This window comes from Vibrio sp. SCSIO 43137, from assembly GCF_028201475.1.
In the GTDB taxonomy this organism is placed as follows: Bacteria; Pseudomonadota; Gammaproteobacteria; order Enterobacterales; family Vibrionaceae; genus Vibrio.
The window spans coordinates 1307806-1325187 of record NZ_CP116384.1; the positions used below are offsets into that span (position 1 = coordinate 1307806).

17 protein-coding genes are annotated in these 17382 nt (G+C 45.0%); 8 read left to right on the forward strand and 9 right to left on the reverse strand.

The window, feature by feature from the left end; all coding sequences use genetic code 11:
* Positions 1-48 precede the first annotated feature (48 nt).
* The 3 genes from PK654_RS21725 to PK654_RS21735 all read right to left on the reverse strand — a co-directional run bounded on the left by PK654_RS21725 (position 49) and on the right by PK654_RS21735 (position 5186).
* Positions 49-3258 carry an HD domain-containing phosphohydrolase gene (locus PK654_RS21725; protein ID WP_271699540.1) on the reverse strand — a complete coding sequence of 1070 codons (3210 nt, stop codon included), beginning with the start codon at positions 3256-3258 and terminating at the stop codon, positions 49-51.
* A gap of 248 nt (positions 3259-3506) precedes the next feature.
* Positions 3507-4289 carry a deoxyribose-phosphate aldolase gene (gene deoC, locus PK654_RS21730; RefSeq protein WP_271699541.1) on the reverse strand — a complete coding sequence of 261 codons (783 nt, stop codon included), beginning with the start codon at positions 4287-4289 and terminating at the stop codon, positions 3507-3509.
* 183 nt (positions 4290-4472) lie between these two features.
* Entirely contained in the window at positions 4473-5186 is a 714-nt protein-coding gene (locus tag PK654_RS21735) for a helix-turn-helix transcriptional regulator (RefSeq protein ID WP_271699543.1), read from the reverse strand.
* Between the two features lie 168 nt (positions 5187-5354).
* Here PK654_RS21735 and PK654_RS21740 point away from each other — a divergent pair, with 168 nt between their 5' ends.
* The 3 genes from PK654_RS21740 to PK654_RS21750 all read left to right on the forward strand — a co-directional run bounded on the left by PK654_RS21740 (position 5355) and on the right by PK654_RS21750 (position 9542).
* Positions 5355-6764, forward strand: coding sequence for an aminotransferase-like domain-containing protein (locus tag PK654_RS21740; RefSeq protein WP_271699545.1), 1410 nt, complete (start codon positions 5355-5357; stop codon positions 6762-6764).
* Between the two features lie 502 nt (positions 6765-7266).
* A complete protein-coding gene (locus PK654_RS21745) occupies positions 7267-9255 on the forward strand; it encodes a reprolysin-like metallopeptidase (RefSeq protein WP_271699546.1) in 1989 nt (662 codons plus the stop codon).
* On the forward strand, positions 9252-9542 hold the full coding sequence (locus PK654_RS21750; RefSeq protein WP_271699547.1) for a hypothetical protein: 291 nt from the start codon (positions 9252-9254) through the stop codon (positions 9540-9542). Before PK654_RS21745 ends, PK654_RS21750 begins: the two co-directional genes overlap by 4 nt.
* A 75-nt stretch (positions 9543-9617) precedes the next feature.
* On the opposite strand, the gene PK654_RS21755 is transcribed toward PK654_RS21750, so the two are convergent.
* A complete protein-coding gene (locus PK654_RS21755; RefSeq protein ID WP_271699548.1) occupies positions 9618-10184 on the reverse strand; it encodes a TetR/AcrR family transcriptional regulator in 567 nt (188 codons plus the stop codon).
* Between the two features lie 113 nt (positions 10185-10297).
* On the opposite strand from PK654_RS21755, the gene PK654_RS21760 reads away from it, so the two are divergent.
* A complete protein-coding gene (locus tag PK654_RS21760; RefSeq protein WP_271699549.1) occupies positions 10298-10741 on the forward strand; it encodes an HPP family protein in 444 nt (147 codons plus the stop codon).
* A 176-nt stretch (positions 10742-10917) separates the two neighbouring features.
* Positions 10918-11163 carry a YdcH family protein gene (locus PK654_RS21765; protein ID WP_271699550.1) on the forward strand — a complete coding sequence of 82 codons (246 nt, stop codon included), beginning with the start codon at positions 10918-10920 and terminating at the stop codon, positions 11161-11163.
* An 85-nt stretch (positions 11164-11248) separates the two neighbouring features.
* Here the strand turns inward: PK654_RS21765 and PK654_RS21770 are convergent, their stop codons facing one another.
* Positions 11249-12121, reverse strand: a complete 873-nt coding sequence (locus tag PK654_RS21770; RefSeq protein ID WP_271699551.1) for a LysR family transcriptional regulator — start codon at positions 12119-12121, stop codon at positions 11249-11251.
* 108 nt (positions 12122-12229) lie between these two features.
* Between PK654_RS21770 and PK654_RS21775 the strand changes: the two genes are divergently transcribed.
* From PK654_RS21775 to yidZ, 3 genes are all read left to right on the forward strand, one after another.
* Positions 12230-12604, forward strand: coding sequence for a YybH family protein (locus tag PK654_RS21775; RefSeq protein ID WP_271699552.1), 375 nt, complete (start codon positions 12230-12232; stop codon positions 12602-12604).
* A 156-nt stretch (positions 12605-12760) separates the two neighbouring features.
* Complete coding sequence (locus PK654_RS21780; RefSeq protein WP_271699553.1) at positions 12761-13960, forward strand: MFS transporter; 1200 nt, start codon at positions 12761-12763, stop codon at positions 13958-13960.
* Positions 13935-14891 carry an HTH-type transcriptional regulator YidZ gene (gene yidZ / locus PK654_RS21785; protein WP_271699554.1) on the forward strand — a complete coding sequence of 319 codons (957 nt, stop codon included), beginning with the start codon at positions 13935-13937 and terminating at the stop codon, positions 14889-14891. Before PK654_RS21780 ends, yidZ begins: the two co-directional genes overlap by 26 nt.
* 103 nt (positions 14892-14994) lie before the next feature.
* Here the strand turns inward: yidZ and PK654_RS21790 are convergent, their stop codons facing one another.
* From PK654_RS21790 to PK654_RS21805, 4 genes are all read right to left on the reverse strand, one after another.
* Positions 14995-15366 (reverse strand): hypothetical protein, encoded by a 372-nt coding sequence (locus tag PK654_RS21790; RefSeq protein ID WP_271699555.1) that lies wholly within the window; start codon positions 15364-15366, stop codon positions 14995-14997.
* Between the two features lie 147 nt (positions 15367-15513).
* Positions 15514-15828 carry a helix-turn-helix domain-containing protein gene (locus PK654_RS21795; protein ID WP_271699556.1) on the reverse strand — a complete coding sequence of 105 codons (315 nt, stop codon included), beginning with the start codon at positions 15826-15828 and terminating at the stop codon, positions 15514-15516.
* Positions 15829-15950: 122 nt separating this feature from the next.
* A complete protein-coding gene (locus tag PK654_RS21800) occupies positions 15951-16760 on the reverse strand; it encodes a PhzF family phenazine biosynthesis protein (RefSeq protein WP_271699557.1) in 810 nt (269 codons plus the stop codon).
* Positions 16761-16775: 15 nt separating this feature from the next.
* The gene (locus tag PK654_RS21805) at positions 16776-17315 is read right to left on the reverse strand and encodes an AAA family ATPase (protein ID WP_333909670.1); all 540 of its coding nucleotides are present in this window, start codon (positions 17313-17315) and stop codon (positions 16776-16778) included.
* Positions 17316-17382 lie beyond the last annotated feature (67 nt).

Genomic DNA, 17382 nt, shown 5'->3' on the forward strand with positions numbered 1-17382 from the left:
CAGAATCACTAACTCTGCCGGCTTTTATTTTTATGGTTACACCTTAAACTAAACCGCTTGTTTAATTTCAGAAACCTTCTCTATACCATTCTGGAATTTATCCAGCTTCTTCAGTTGTTTATCAATATCAACTTCATCCATCTGCACCTCTGTCAGGTAGCGGTTGGCATACTCTTTATAGACACCAGAGACTAGGAACAGCCTGAATATCTCAGGGTCGATATGCTGCATCTCAACAAACTCAAACAGAATATCGATAGCAGTACTTAACGTCTTGGCTTCTTTGTAAGGGCGGTCATCAGCGGTCAGTGCTTCAAATATATCCGCCAGAACCAGTATCCGTTCACCAATAGACAACTCTTCTCCGGGAATATTTCTCGGATAGCCCGTTCCTTTCAGATTCTCATGATGAGTCGAAGCATAACGCGGCACATTCTCCAGCTCTTTAGGAAACGGTAGGCCCTCAAGAATCTTAATGGTGCTGACAGTATGTTCCTGAATCCGGAAACGCTCTTCACTGTTTAACGTGCCTTTTCTCACCAGCAGGTTATACAGCTCACCCTGATTATTTTGTAACTGAGGAGGCACAAGCTTTATGCCTAAAGCTTCATCATAATCAGGCTTTCTTTCCCAGCGAATTTTATGCGCTGGTTTATCACTTATCAGGGTTTCAATTACCGGTAGTTCAGTTGGCTTCTGTTTCAGCCTTTTCTCTTCTGCCGGAGACAAGCCCAGACAATCATCAAAATGTCTGACCCAGGTTCTGGCAGCAATACGACGCAGTTTTTCCACATAGCTGTCTTGCATATACTCGCAGCCGACATTCTGTTTTGCGACAAATTCAAACTCTTCCAGCAAGGTTTGCTGCATCTCTTCCATTTGCAGCTTAAGCTCAGGTTCTCTTTGCGGGTTAGCCACAACCCCTTTCCAGTACTCGATCTCAGCGTCGCGCCACAGCACTTCAAACCGGGTTCTGATTTCATGGATACGGTTATAACTGGTTTCCAGTTTACTGCCTTTATCCACCACATGCTCAGGCGTGGTTATTTTGCCGCAGTCGTGTAACCATGCCGCCATCCAGAATTCACGATGCCTTTCACGATCCTCAATAGAGAAACCGGCAAAATGGGGGTCGCTGTTCTTGCTGGCCTGCTTCGCCAACATCAGCCCCAGCTCAGGAACCCGGTGGCAATGACCACCGGTATAAGGTGACTTGTCATCGATAGCCTGCGCAATCAGTTCAACAAAGGAGTCCATCAGGTCTTGTTGCTGCTTCTCATGCTTGGCTATAGAGTCAGACATATTGACCAGAGAGCGGGCAAGTTCATCAACTTCTTTAATCACTGAGCTACGGTAGTTAACCAGATGATATTTACGATTCATCACCTTGATATTCTCCCGCGCCAGCTGTTTTATCGGTAACACAATAGGGTTTGCCAGCAACCAACTGGCTGGCAGCAACAACAGAATAACCAGCACGGTAACCACTGCGGATATCAGCACCTCTTTTCTGCTAGTAGACAAAATATCGTCAGCATTAAGGACTATGGCAATAAACTGACCGGTTTCGTTAAAAATAGGCGAAAGGTAGATAAGGTGCTCACCACTTTTCAGTTCGGTCGGAGTCAACTGACCATAGTTACTTTCGTCGGCTACTTTCTCAATCAACGCCTGATACGGAACCGCCCGAGAAGGCTGACTAACCACTCCCGGAGAACGTTTCAACCACTTATCTGCCAGATAAAACCTGTCTTTCTCACTGACAGAGGCCAAGGCGCGGTTAAAAAGATCTTTCAGCGGTGCTAGTTTTTCCGGCAGCACATAGCGTAAATTACTGTCAAACTGAACCGGAGTAATATCCAGATCAGGCTGAATATGAATGCCGTCCAGATAATAGATATCGCGGTTGTACTCCAGTATTACCTTACTCTCAATAGTGGCCTCAGCACGCCCGTCAATCACCGCTTTTATAGCATCTGAGATAGACTTGACCTGAAGAATTTTAATATCCGGATATACCGCCTCTATAGCCGGAATAATCGACCAGCCCGCAGGAATAGCCAGCACCTTATTGTTCAGTTCACTCAAACTCGAATAGCGTCTGGCATCATCACGGGTTGCCAGCGTCATTGGCAGGTCAAGTATCGGGTCCGAAAATAAGCCCCAGTGTTTATTACTCTCTGTTGCATAGACGGGCATCAATACTTCAATATGCTGTTGCTGAAAGTAATCCGTCAGTTTCGACCATGAAACCCCGTTAACATACTCAATAGACAAACCCAGGCTCTCCGCCAGCAAGCTAGTCAGCTCAACGGCATAACCTCTAGGCTGGCCGGAAATCGAATAATCAAAAGGTGCCCAGTCCATTTCATTAGAGACACGGATAACATTCAGGCTATCAATATAAACCTGCTCCTGTTCAGAAAGAAACACAGGGGCAAACTGATACTCTTCTGTGGCAATCACCTCAGTATTTGACGCGATCAGAGTTCCGTCAGCGTTATAGAGATACGCTTCACCATTCTCCATACCAGTAATATTGGAGATCTGTTTAGTGAGAAACTCAGACATAGTGGATAACGCGATATCAATAGCAATAACGGCATCACTACCTTCGATGCGCATGGAATAAGTCTGGCCGGGAGCCTGAAGGATATGGAACAGGTAAGGTGCTGTTTTGGAGGCTTTTATATCGTTAGCAATGCGGAACCAGTTTCTTGATGACGCATCATACTCTGTCTCTTGTTCGGTTTTATTGCTGATAGTGAACTGCTCCGTCAGAAACAGCGTCTGCTTCATCCGTTTACCATCAATATCTTTGATAATGATTTTGGCGTAACGGTCAGTTAATGCTGCACCCAATTGCCTTCTTATGGCCGGGCTCGCCTCCAAATTAATCAGCTCGTAGAAATCACCGTTCTTCAGACCGATATAGACCGCGTAAAACTCATTGTTGTTATCCAATAGATTAGCAAACAGCTCATCCACCACAGGACCGACATGGTTCCCACTCACCAGAGCAGAGTTTCTGGCCAGTAGTTCCACAGAGTGCTCCGCCTTCTGGCTTAGGGTTGCTACCTTTTCAATGGTGTTATTGGCAATATTGGCTGCGTTGCTTGTCGCGGCCTGTGTGGCTATCTTGCTGGAGAACAGATATTGCAAGATCACGGCCGACATGGAAGTGATCAAAATACCAATGATAAATATAAACACCACGGTCACACGTATGGTAACCAATCTTCTTGCTATCGCCTTCATACCCTAGTCCGTTACTGAGTTATTGATTTTTATGTTAATTATTCCCTGTGGACTCAGACAACCAGCCCTCTTAACTAAAGGTAATACAATTTTCAGAAAGCACCTTTTTAATTGCCTGTTTTGAGAAGGCGAAGCTGATCCACCAGCCAGAGAAGATTTCTTACCACCCGCTGAACAGAAAAAGGCAGATAACTGGAATAAGCTATCTGCCTTTTCTGTATTAATTACAAAGTATTAGTTACAAAATATTAGTAACTGAGTTCTGGCTGCTGTTCAGTTTCCTGCTGTTCAAGCGTCGCCAGCAGATTAGGTAGTAGTGAAGAAGCACCAAAGCGGTAGGTGCGAGTCGTTGTCCAGCCCAGACCAAACAAGCTATCAGCGATATCAAGGTACAGCAGCGCGTCTTCAGCATTTCTTACCCCGCCAGATGCCTTAAAGCCTACACGGTCCTGAACGCCCATTCGCTCAATGGTTTCCAGCATAATCTCAGCAGCTCTTGGTGTCGCATTTACAGGCACTTTACCAGTAGAGGTCTTCAACATATCAGCGCCGGCTTCAATAGAGAGCTCGGAAGCCGTGCGGATTTCAGACTCCGTCAGTTCACCTGATTCGATAATCACCTTAAGCAGTACACCAGCTTCACGACAAACGCGTTTACACTGTAAAACCAAATCATAACCGACCTGCTTATTACCTGCTTTTAGAGCGCGATAAGGAAAAGTAACATCCACGTCGTCCGCACCGTACATAATTGCCGCCTTGGTTTCAGCAACTGCTATCTCAATATCATCGTTACCATGGGGGAAGTTAGTTACAGTCGCAACGCGGATTTCTGGTGTTCCCTGCTCACGCAACTGCTTTTTTGCTAGCGGAACAAAACGGGGATAAACACAGATTGCAGCAGTATTGCCAAAAGCAGTTTTGGCGTCTTTACACAACTGTATCACTTTCTCATCGGTATCATCGTCATTCAAACTTGTAAGATCCATAAGGTTAATTGCGCGCTGCGCTGCGATACGAAGTTCATTCATAATAGTCTCCTGGTTAAAAAGTTACTTACCAAACTTGAGGCCATTATAAGAATCAGAACAAACTATAATAGATACAGATTTTAACTTATTACCTATAACAGACTTAAAATGCAATTTTAAACAATTGAAATAACAGGTAAAAATGAGCAACAACACAAAACAAAACGACTAACAACTGTCTATTCATATAAAACAGTCCCGCTTAGCATTGTAAATAAGCTCGGCCTTATTTCTGGCATTTAACAGTGACTTAGCCCGGCCGAGGTGGTAATTCACACCATTGGCTGACAACGGAAGAATCTGCATAATCTCGCTACAACTTTTTCCCGCAGCAGTCAGATGAAGGATCTCGGCCGTCCGCTCCTTCATTGAGCCGTTATAGAAATCAGGATTAGTAATTCTGGGATATCGCCGGGTCAGATAAAAATGCAACATCTCTAGCTGGGAAAACAACCCGGTTTGCTCCATTTTGTCTTCAAGCTGTTTCTGGGAATAGAGTGAAGAATAGATAAAGAAAAAGCCGACAAAGTTGTCACTAGGTTCTGCCACAGAGACAACAGAGAAAGAGCGAACTTGATAGCTGGCTAAAATAGCATAGCTATCCCTGATGCCTGTAGTGGCAGCACTTTGCTGGCTGGCGCTACTACTGTTTAGCCAGTCTGAGAAGTGAGCAAGACAACTCTCTTTATACTCACAGGACATGTACAGGTATATCAACCTCGATAGGATATTGACACTGTTCTGTGAACAGGAGAATACCGGAAAGTCATCCAGCCTTATCTCATCATTGTCTTTAGGGAATACAGCGTAAGAGAATTTTACGCCTTTAATCTGCTTCAGCTTCTCAGATAACTCGCGGGAAGGATCTGAGTATTCTGTTTCTCTGCTACTTATCATCGACCAAACCATCATATATTGAACAGCCTGTATAAGACTGCGGTTTCTGCTAAGGATCATTATTAGAATCCGTTGTACAATATGACAGATACAGATTTGTGCTATTTTTCTATAACAGATCTAAGCACTATGTAAACCATTGATTATCAAGAAATAAAAGGCACCACCTTGGCAAAGTACGAACAACTTGTCGATCAGATTCGTGATCAGATTCAAAATGAAGTGTGGCAGGTAGGAGACAAACTTCCCTCTCTACGCAAACAGACTGAACTTTCAAATATGAGCCTGATGACAGTTATGCAGGCTTATCAAGTATTAGAGAGTCAGGGCTGGATCAGCTCTCATGCCCGTTCCGGCTACTTTGTCGCCCCAAAAGTAACCAGCTCAACCCCAAAAGCGTCGAAAACTGCCATCGAGTCATCGGAAAATATCGATATCAATGACTTTATTTTTGAGGTACTGCAAGAGAGCCGCAAGCCCCACGTTGTCAGCTTTGGTTCTGTTTATCCGGATACCGGTGTCCATCCCCGCAACCAGTTAAACAAAGCCTTAGCCTCGGTTACCCGCACTATGCCCACTTCCAGTGCTTTATATAACTTCCCACCGGGTAATGATCAGCTAAGACAGATCATCGCCAAACGCTATGCTGCACAAGGTATGAATATCTCCCCCGATGAGATTGTGATTACTGCCGGAGCGCTGGATGCACTAAACCTGAGTTTGCAATCCGTTACCAAACCGGGTGACTGGGTTGTTATTGAATCACCGGGGTTTTACGGAGCCTTGCAGGCTCTACAACGGCTTAACTTAAGAGCGCTTTCAATAAGGACAGACCCGAGTGAAGGTATCGATCTGCAGGCACTGGAAACCGCTCTGGAAAACTATCCGGTGAAAGCGTGCTGGCTAATGACCAATAGCCAGAACCCGACTGGCTGCACTATGCCGGAAGAGAAAAAACAGCAGCTGGTCTCTCTGCTGGAAAAGCACGATGTTTACCTGATTGAAGACGACGTATATGCCGAGCTGCACTTCTCTGATAAAAAGCCACTACCGGCAAAAGCCTTCAGCAAAGCGGGCAAAGTGATGCACTGCTCATCTTTTTCTAAAACGCTGCTTTCCGGATTCCGCATAGGTTGGGTCGCCGCCGGAGAGATGGCCATTCCGGTACAGAAATTACAATTGATGAGTGCCCTTTCGGTCAGCACACCAATACAGCAAGCCTTTGCAGAGTACCTTTCCACCCGAAACTACGAAAACCACCTGCGTAAAATGAGAAGAGTACTGGAGCAAAACAAATTTGCTATCTGGCAGGAGGCGAGAAACTGTTTTCCTGAACAAGTTGATATTCATTATCTCGACGGCGGCTACTTTCTCTGGGTAGAGTTGCCGGATCATCTGGACGCTGCCGAGCTTTACCGGCTGGCCATTAAGGAAAATATCAGTATCGCCCCGGGTAAGATGTTCTCCCTTAACCAGCGATTCAATAACTGTTTCCGTATGAATGCGTCATTTGAGTGTGGAGATAGAGAGAAACAGGCTATTCGTCGTTTGGCTGAACTTATTTATAAAATGATTTAATCATTAGGTTTAAATAAACAAGAAAAATAATGGCCGCAATATTAAAGCAGCCATTATTTTCAATATAAATGAAAAATATAAAAACTATAATTAATATTAATGACCAAGCAGAAAAAATAAGTAATTAGTTACAATAAAATTCATCCGTTTAGCTATACACCTCATCAAAATAAACCATTTTATATCTGCATCTCAAAAATAAACCCTCTCACGAAGAAAGAATTACACCAAGGCAAATAATCACGCTAAATACAACATGTTATACGAACAAGACCAAACGAAAACCATACAGCACTTTGAAGCTTCATATATACAGACAATTAATCACACTATATTTATTTATTACACCCATATATTCAACACCAATAAGGCATCAATTAATAAAAATTAAAAAAAAAGCTTATGCGATTAATATCTAATTTTTAAAAATTACCAGATTGAACGTTCATTAAAAAATAAATTACGATTTCTGCCATATTTCAACAGCTAGATATTTAATGTTATGCAGATATATAAATCTATATTTATTCTATTAATGGTAGGCCCTTCTTTTATCGTCAACGCTTCTCAGCTATGGACAGCAACCTCTTCAGAACGTTCTGAAACCTCCACGGAATTAACCAGCCAAAACTACTCAGCAAACCGTGCAGCACTTGAGAACGCTATGCTAAAGGGAAGAGATTCCGGCAGCACAACAGTGACAGTGCCTTTGCCGGACGGTAAGCTGGCAGAGTTTAATTTACAGTACGACTCTATCCTCTCCCCTCAACTCGAGGCAGAAAACCCACAACTCATAACTTATAAAGGAACTCAGGCAAACCAGCCTGAAAACTCAGGGCGCTTTGACTACACAATGCAGGGCTTTCACGCCATGTTTCACTACAATGGCAAAATGGTTTATGTCGATCCGGTCAGAAATCAGCCCGGAAGTTATCTCTCTTACTATGCCAAACCATCTGAAGGCTTTATAGATCAAGTAACCGGGGTACCATCCGATAACGCTATCAACCCAAAACAGGCTATATCAGCAAGAGCGGCAACTCAGAAGCGAACGCTTCGTCTGGCTATATCCACCACTGGTGAGTATGCAAATTATTTTGAGGGGACGTTTGATGCAACAAAAGCCGCTATAACCACCGCCATTAACCGGGTTAATCAGATTTACAGTACTGATCTCGCTATCGAGTTTGAGCTGGTTTATTTTAATATCTATACCGATGCAGCCACAGACCCTTTTGAGAACTCCAACGGCGGTGCAGATATGCTGCATAATCATATTAGCTTAGTAGACAAAATCGGCGTTGGCGCTTTTGATATCGGCCATTTATTTAGTACCGGAGGAGGAGGCGTAGCGAGAATAAGCTCGGTCTGTCAAAATAATGTGAAAGGTCACGGAGTAACAGGCAAAAAAGCTCCCGTCGGAGACAGTTTTTATATCGATTATGTTGCCCATGAAATCGGTCATCAACTCGGAGCTACTCATACCTTTAACGGAACCATTGCAGCATGCAGCGGTGGAAACCGCAGCAGTAAAACCGCTGTTGAACCGGGAAGCGGCAGCACCATTATGGCTTACGCCGGAATTTGCGGAAAAGATAACTTACAGCGGAACAGTAACGCCTACTTTCATACCGCCAGTATTGCCCAGATACGTAAACTAATAGACTCAAGACCAACCTGCGGAACAACCATGGAACTGGTTAATCAAGATCCTGTTGCAGACGCCGGCAGTAACTATGTTATTCCGGAGGGAACACCTTTTGTACTTTCCGGCTCCGCCACCGATGCTGACAATGATAACCTATCCTATATCTGGGAACAGATGGATACCGGCCCTGCTAATTCAGAACTTGATCTGGACCTTGGTGACGGTCCTCTGTTCCGCTCATGGTCACCCTCACCTTCCCCTGACAGGTACCTGCCCCGTTTACAAGATCTGATTAACGGCACACTGAGCAAGGGAGAAACCTATGCAAAAACCGACAGAACGCTAACATTTCGTTTAACCGCCAGAGATGGGAAAGGCGGTGTAGATAGTGATGAAATGACCCTGACTGTTAGCGGCTCAACCAAACCTTTCAGAGTCACTCAACCGGTTACCGGTTCAATGCTTTATAAAAAGGCACTGGTTAAATGGCTACCGGAAGGAACAAAACAATCACCGATAAACTGTAACAAGGTTGATATCTTGCTATCAGATGATAACGGGGTAAGTTTTACCCAGATTCTGGAGTCCGGAACCGACAATGACGGTCAACATCTGGCAACCCTGCCGGACATTTCTGTTTCAGACGCCTTTATGATGGTGAAGTGCAGCAATAATGTATTTTTCGCCCTGTCAGATCGCTTTGCTATCGACCCTTCAGGCGAAGAGGACAGCATAGACGAAAACAATGAAAACTCTACCTCTGGCGCAAGTGGTGGTGGCATCACACTGATATGGCTATTAGTTATGTCAGTTGCCGCAGTAACAAGGAGACGGTTCGGATGAAACTAACAGCAATACTCCTGCCGGTATTACTGGCCGGATGCGCAGATAACAGCAATAACGCAGATTATCGCTTGTATCAGGTGCCGGGAAGGGGAATGGTTCTTCCCGGTATAGAACCCGAAGAGAGAGAATTTGCAGCCAAACTGTGCGGTACACAAATTATTAAAGGCATAAGTGATGCAATAGAGAATGACAATAAGTTCAACCACTATTTAAAGCAGGTTGCGAAAGCAGAGAAGCATAACCGGCAGGTCTATCAGAAATGCAGGCAGGTAAAAAAACACTGACTGAACAAATTTCTCACTCAATGCGGATAAGGGGCAAATGCCCCTTATTTTAAGCACACTCTACAGGCGACAGTATTAGCCGCGCTTATTTTGCATCATTCCCGACGCAAGAATAATATCAATACACCTTTCTGCCGCATTAAGATCATTACAGGTATAAGCAGAAACAATAGCGCCTTCTTTTAACGTGCAGATCATATCCAGCAGAACAGGGTTATCCGATGATAAATAGCGGCTGATTAGCTGACGTACGTTTTGCTTATGTTTGGCGCAATAGCCGGAAATTTCACTCTCCCGCTCAGGAATTTCCGCAGAGGTATTAATAAAAAAACAGCCCTGAAAATCAGCTAATTCAGAGGCTTTATTGTGAAACCAATCGTTGAGCGCACCGAAAAGCTTTTTAACCAACTGCTGATCAGAATCCGCATCTTTCAACTGTGATTCCAGCCACAGCATAAAGCGTTTATCTCTCTCTTCCAGCGTAGCAAGTACCAGCGCCTCTTTACCGGAAAAGTGGTGATACAAGGTTTTCTTTGCTACGCCTGATGCCGTCAAAACCTCGTTAATTCCGACAGAATTAATGCCCTTTCGATAAAAAAGATCCAGTGCAGTCTCCACCAGCAGTGCTCGTTTGTCATTCATTATCTCTACCTCCGGAAAAGATATTGACACAGGTAGACCACTCTGTCTACCATAGAAAAGTAGACAACTTGGTCTACCTATTCTCAACATAATATTTTCAGGATTTATACCCTATGCAAAACATTCGTCACGCTTTTATTGCCGGCTTCGGAGCCGCTATAGCTATCGGGCTGCTCGCTTTTTTCCAACAAGTGGAACCGGGGTTGATTCTGCTAATGGCGCCATTTGGTGCAACGGCTGTACTGGTGTTTGGTGTACCGGACAGCCCGCTCGCACAGCCAAAAAATGTCATTGCCGGACACTTTATTACCGCTCTGATTGGCGTGCTGTTTGTCAGCCTGTTTGAGGTGAGCCCCCTTACATTGGCAATAGCCAGCGGGCTGGCAGTCACAGCTATGCTGCTGAGTAAAACCACTCATCCACCGGCCGGTGCCAACCCGCTTTTAATTATGCTGACAGGGCAGAGTTGGTCGTTTCTGTTTACGCCAGTATTAGCCGGGGCTGTGATTATTGTGTTGGCAGGAAAGGGTTATCAGAGGCTGACCAAAAACGTGTAAATCTGCCATTTTTGGGACACAGATTTCAAAAGTTAAACAGGTCGAAGTGAATAGATTGATCTACGCCGTGTTTTACGAAATCAAGTGAATATCTGCACAAAAAACAGACAAACTACTGCTAAGCTTTGATTGATGATTTTTCTACGTTTATCACTAGCAGATCAAAAGGAGTTTCTATGTTAGGCGAAGATCACTCACTACTTGCCGAGTTTCCCAACTACAAAGATACCATTGCTCAGTTAACCAAACAGGACGAACATTTTGCCAGCGAAGCCAAGCGCTACAATTCCATAGATAAAGAGATACGAGAATTAGAGCTCAACGCCGCCCCCATCGACGATGAAGCCATGCATGGCCTGAAACATGACAGAGCAATGCTTAAAGACCATCTCTACCAACGCCTCAGAAGTGAAACCAGTTAGCCCCTGAAATCAAATTCCCTACAAATTCTCTAAATAACATAGCGGCAGGGCAGTATAACTATTACTGCCCTGTTTTTTATACATTCTACACTACCACCTGCCTGTTAAGCTGATGCTCAATGGCTGCCAGTGACACCCGCACATTCAACGGAACTTGCTGGCTGTATGGATGCAGTGCATAAACGGGGTTCACCGCAAGCTGATCACCGGGATATACCGGACAAAGCATAGGCTCAGCTATCGCCAGATAAAAATCGGGAATCAACCCCATTCCGGCACCGGACTGAATCAACGAGACAGTGGTATGAAAAGAATTGGTGATACATCTTGCACGGTAAGTCAGCTCCTGCACTTCACCCGATGGTTTTTGTAGTGTGTGGCTGATATTTCGTCCCTGCCAGCTATTGGCGATATAGCTCAGCTCTTTATTATCTGAGCTATTTTTATAGCTCTTTCCAACGCACAGCACATCCCTGAACTCACCGATACGACGCTGCTTCAGACTGCTCTCTTTCGACATCCCTACCCGTATGGCCAGATCGATATTTTCCGCCACCAAATCTAACTGGCTGTCACTACTAATCAACTCAGGTTCTAGTTGAGGATAGTCACGCATCAGTTCAGCAACCGCAGGAGTCACTAAGGTTTCCATCAAAGCATTAGGAGCGGTAATTCTGACAACACCTTTAGGAACATCAAGGGATTCCTGAGCCTGAGCCCATGCACTTTCAGCCAGCTGATTCAGGGTTTTGCAACTGTGATAAAACTCTTGTCCGGCAGGGGTTAAGGTCTGACGGCGGGTAGTTCTTTTCAGAAGGGTAATTCCCAGCTCCGTTTCCAGAGACTTAAGATGCTGACTGACCACCGACTTAGAGAGCAGTAACTCGTCAGCCGCTGCGGTAATGGATCCCGACTCAACAATCTGGGCAAACAGCGACATCTGCCGAAAACGGTTCATTTTATTGTCCTGTTAAATTAAACAATCCTTTCTAATATATCTGTTTTTCCAATTCAATTACAGGGCTATTCTGACGGGGTATTCACTTATTCAACCGGAGAGACAAGCATGTCAGACAACGCAACCCTAACCGCATGTAAGCAAGGCATCGCAGATTGGCAAACCGCCTTTAACCGTCAGGACGCAGCAGGATGCGCCGCGCAATATAATGAAAATGCCGTAATGCAGGCTCGTCCGTTCGGTGAGTTTAAAGGCCGCGAAGCGATTCAGGCATTCTGGCAGAACATTATGGATCAGGGTTTTGCTGATGTGGATTACACCAATGTTGAGTGGACAGAAGCGGAAGAAGGTGGCTATATCCTGACTTCAAGCTGGACCATGAACAAAGCTTTCGGCGTAGTACACAGAGAACACTGGCTGGTTGAAGAAGATGGCCGCGCCCGTCTGATCAGCGATGATTTCGAGGTTCAGGGCGAACGTTAATCCCTGCTGAATCGAATCCCTGCCCGGCTTAATGCCGGGCTTTTTTTTGAGCCCCGGTAACCGATATGTCGTATACGGACATTACTGATGTCGGAGCTTTCACTCGTCTGCCGGTCCTTGCCTTTCTATCATCTTCACTAACAACAGTGAGGATTTATGATTCGATTTCTAATTTGCAGTTTTACTCTGGTTCTTCTCTACCCGACCGCTATTGATCTCTATCTTGTCGGCCTGCCGCAAATTGCGGCCGATCTGTCCGCCAGTGAAGCTCAGCTCCATACCGCTTTCTCCATCTATCTGGCTGGAATGGTGGCTGCTATGTTACTGGCGGGAAGACTTTCAGATTCAGTTGGAAGGAAACCCGTAGCCATCGTCAGTGCACTATTTTTTATTTTTGCCTCCTGGTACGCAGCAGAAGCGGAACTGATAAACGGCTTTCTGACGGCAAGATTTACTCAGGGGTTGGGAGCCGGAGGCTGCTATGTGGTGGCATTTGCCATACTACGCGACACCCTTGATGATAAAAAGCGGGCAAAAGTGCTCTCAATGATAAACGGCATCACCTGTGTTATGCCGGTACTGGCACCTGTTATCGGCCATTTGATTATGCTGCGCTTTCCATGGCAGAGCCTGTTTAACCTGATGGCTGGTATCGGTGTTGTGGTCGCTCTGCTTTCTATGGTGGTATTAAAAGAGTCACATCCGCTTAAAGCATCTCACAGCAACTCAGATTTACTAAGCAAAACGGATAACAAGGAGTCTTTCCTGAATCGTTTCTTTATCAGTCGCCTGATCATTACTGCCCTTGGCTGCACCATTATACTCACTTATGTAAATGTCTCTCCGATGCTGATTATGGGCGATCTAGGTATGGACAGGGGGGGCTACTCCAAAGTGATGTCGCTGACAGCGCTGGTCAGCATGATTGCGGCGTTTAGCTCTCCGTTTGCCCTTTCAATATTTAGCCAACGTACCCTGATGATTTTCTCTCAGCTTCTGTTTGCGTCATCAGCCCTTGCCATTTTGTTAGTGCAGTTATATTCACTCGATACAAGCCTGCTGTTTATCGCATTCGGGCTGTTGTGTGCCGGATTCTCAATTGGTTTTGGCTCAGCCATGAGTCAGGCACTCAGCCCCTTCTCTCAACGTGCCGGAGCGGCAAGCTCGCTGCTCGGCGTCTGTCAGCTCTGCGTGTCTGCCCTCTATATCTGGTTGATGGGTCTGATTGGCCTGAGCGCGATAAATATTCTGTTCGTATCTCTGCTATTAGGTAGTATTGCCAGCCTTGCTCTTATACTATCTAACCCAGAACCGGCTCAACGAACTGAATATGAAAAAGTCCCTTGCTCGTCCTGATATGAACCTGCTGATCACTCTGCAACTGCTGTTGCAGCAGCAGAGTGTGTCGAAAGCTGCCAAGATACTCAACGTTACCCCTTCCACGGTAAGTAAATCGCTCAATAAACTGCGCGACTGGTTTGACGATCCGCTGTTTATTAAAACGCCGACAGGTCTGGCACCGGCTCCTATGGTGCAGAGTATGGAGCAGGAACTGAACGACTGGCTGCAGATGAGCAGCCAGATACTGGAAAAGCGCAGTGATGTCTCCATGCAAGGAATGCAGTTCAACCTGATGATTGAGTCGCCACTGCTTTCGCTGGTGCTGGAGAAAGTAGTTCCGCAAATTCAGAGCCATTTCCCCGATGCAAAAATCAAAGCCGGTAACTGGGAGTATGATTCGCTGGATGCCATTATCCGCGGCGAAGCCGATATCGGTTTTACCAGCAGAGAGAGCCATCCACGTTCAAAAGAGTCTATCGACTACCTGCCCTACTTTGTTGATTTTGAAGTGCTGTTTACCGATCAGCCGTTTGTCTTTTTGCATAAAGACCATCCGGCGCTGCAAAATGAGTGGGACTTAAACGCCTTTCTAAGTTATCCGCATATCAACCTTGTCTGGGAGAAAAGTGAAACATGGGCACTGGATGAAGTACTGGCCGAGATGGGAACCAAAAGAGAAGTGGCACTGAATTTATCCAGCTTTGAACAGTCACTGTATATGGCTGCGCAACCCGGCCACAACATGTTTGCCACCGCACCAAAATATTGCCAACAGTATGCTGCCAAGCTGCACCCGGATTTAGTTTGCCTGCCTATCCCGCTGGAAAAGCAATATATGGATAAACTCACCATTCCGTTCACCATGCTCTGGCATAAACGCAACAGCCATAACAGCAAAATACGCTGGCTAAAAGAGTCGATAAAGGCGCTGTATCCAGATCAGTAGCAGTCACTCACTCAACAGCCCACTCCAACGCCTCATTGCGATGCTTCGCGTCGCAATGAGTACATTAGGCGTCTGTCCTTGCTAACGAAGCTAGATTTAACTCTTACTCAATTCCGCAACCAGTACAGCTTTGCAGTGCGATTTCGTGCTCAAAGACAACAACATCTTTACCTTCAGTCAATAGCTCTGCGATTTCATCGGCGACTTCCTGCTCGTCTTCCGCTTCAATTTGATCCGCTTCTTCTACTGTGTAACCGTAGAAATTCAGCAATAAGTACTCACGCGCTTCTTCTTTTGTGCAAGTCACGTTCACCGAAAGATCCGGCTCAATGTTGCCTTGCTCGATAATCGCCGCCACTTGCGCCAAAACATTCTCTTTCATCGCAACCGTCAGCCAGCCAAGATCGGTGCTTACAGTGGTTTTTTTACAGTTAAAACAAGGGAGTTTATGGAAATAGTATTGAAAATTAATCATAGGAAACTTCTTCTTTGAGTATGGTTTGGCACGATTATGCACGTTTTACGGCAAAATACGATCGCTATAGGTGTTAAGGGCTAGATTATTGTAGATGAGGGAGGGTTACCTCAGATACTAGTCTGCAAGTCACTCCTGAACCATTTGTTATAACTCAGCTATGTGCGACAAGGTTTCCGGATGGCGTTGAACCAGTTTTAGAAGAGTTACTGCCTGCCCGTTTGGCATACTACGTCCCTGCTCCCAGTTTTCTAATGTGCGGGATGATGTATGCAACAAACGAGCAAACACGCCACGAGACATATTAAATTGCTTACGGATACTCACAATTTCATCAGGTGAGATATTTAACTCACTGATATTATTAACTTGATGAGTTTTAAGAGTTAGCTTGCCTTCTGAATGTTCTTTCGCCTCAACAAGAGCTGAACTTAACTCTGCAAATAGGTCACGATTGCTCATTACGCCACGCCTCCATAAAAGCTTTTAGTTGTTTTGAAAAATATACGTAATCAACGTATAGATGCAAAACTATAAGACCTATGAAAAGAGTAACGATTTGTAAATCTCTGTTAAATTGCAATTTATAAGAAAGGAACCCGCATAACTCCCTTAACTACCGTTACCGCCGAACCGATTAACTTGGTACGCCCATTAGATAACAATTCAGTAGCGACATACCCGCCGCGTTTGGATGCCTGATAACCTTGCAATTTAGACTTACCCAGCTTTTCTGACCAATAGACGGTTAAAGCGCAATGTGCCGAGCCGGTAACAGGGTCTTCATTTACACCTACCCAAGGGGCGAAATATCTGGAAACAAAATCTAACTCGCCACTAGCTGACTGTGTGGTAATCAGAACACCACGGCCTTTGGTCTGCTTCATGGCTTCAAAGTTTGGCTTAAGATCCAGTAGCGTATCTTCGCTATAAACTTCAATTAAAACCTTGCTATCAAAGCTGCCGTAGGAGACAACCTTGCTGACTTCGATACCTAGCTGAGCCAGTAGTTCAGGGGATTGAGGAAGAGCAAAATCGATAACTGGTGATGGGAAATCTAACTCGACTGTAGATTCGTTGATTAGCGCCGTTAAGGTTCCGGACAGAGTTTTAAATTTAACGCTATCGCCTGAACTTGCCAGCCCTTTTTCTTTGAGAACATGAGCGACAGCAAGTGTCCCGTGACCACACAGTTTCACCTCTGATTCAGGTGTAAACCACCTTAATGACATATCAGAAAGTGATAAAAATGCCGTTTCCGATACAGCCATCTCTTCAGCGATTGAGAGCATCAGGCTTTCACTTAAACCACTTTCCGTTATACAAACTCCGGCAGGGTTGCCTTTAAACGCTTCGGTTGTAAATGAGTCAATCTGATAGATTTCTAAGTCCATTTAGTGCTCCTGATTTCAAACACCTAACTTTTCAATGAGTTCTGCAAATGACGCTTCGATACTTTTACCTGACGTGTCAATTTTGATGACATCCGTTTTCCAGACTTCGTAGTGACGGTTCTGGACTTGTTTCCAGTCAGGTAACTTTAAGTTTGTTACTTCACTTTTACGGGTGATAACTCTTTGTTCATGTTCATAGGTATCCGAACAGCTAATCTCAATATTGATGGACTTGGCTCCAACACTTTCAGCCACTTCTTGCCATTCATGCCGCGTCAGGTCGATAGGATTACAAGAGTCGGAGATACAACTAATACCTAGCTCTAAGTTGTCTCTGATGATGCGGTAGCTTAACCGATAGCCTTCACCTTCAACTTTGAAATTACAAAGATCCTGAAGCCCTTGCTCTACCGTATCAATACGAACGTACGCTGCACCTACTTTTGCGGCTAACAGCTTGGCAAGAGTCGACTTCCCAGAAGCAGGAAGGCCAGAAAATATATATAAAACAGGATGATTCAAATGTTCTTCCTTACTTTGTGTTAAGCATTTTATTGTGCCTGTCCTTGTAAAATCCTACCATAGAGTGCTTCCAAGCTAACAAGTTTTGTCCTGTCTGAGT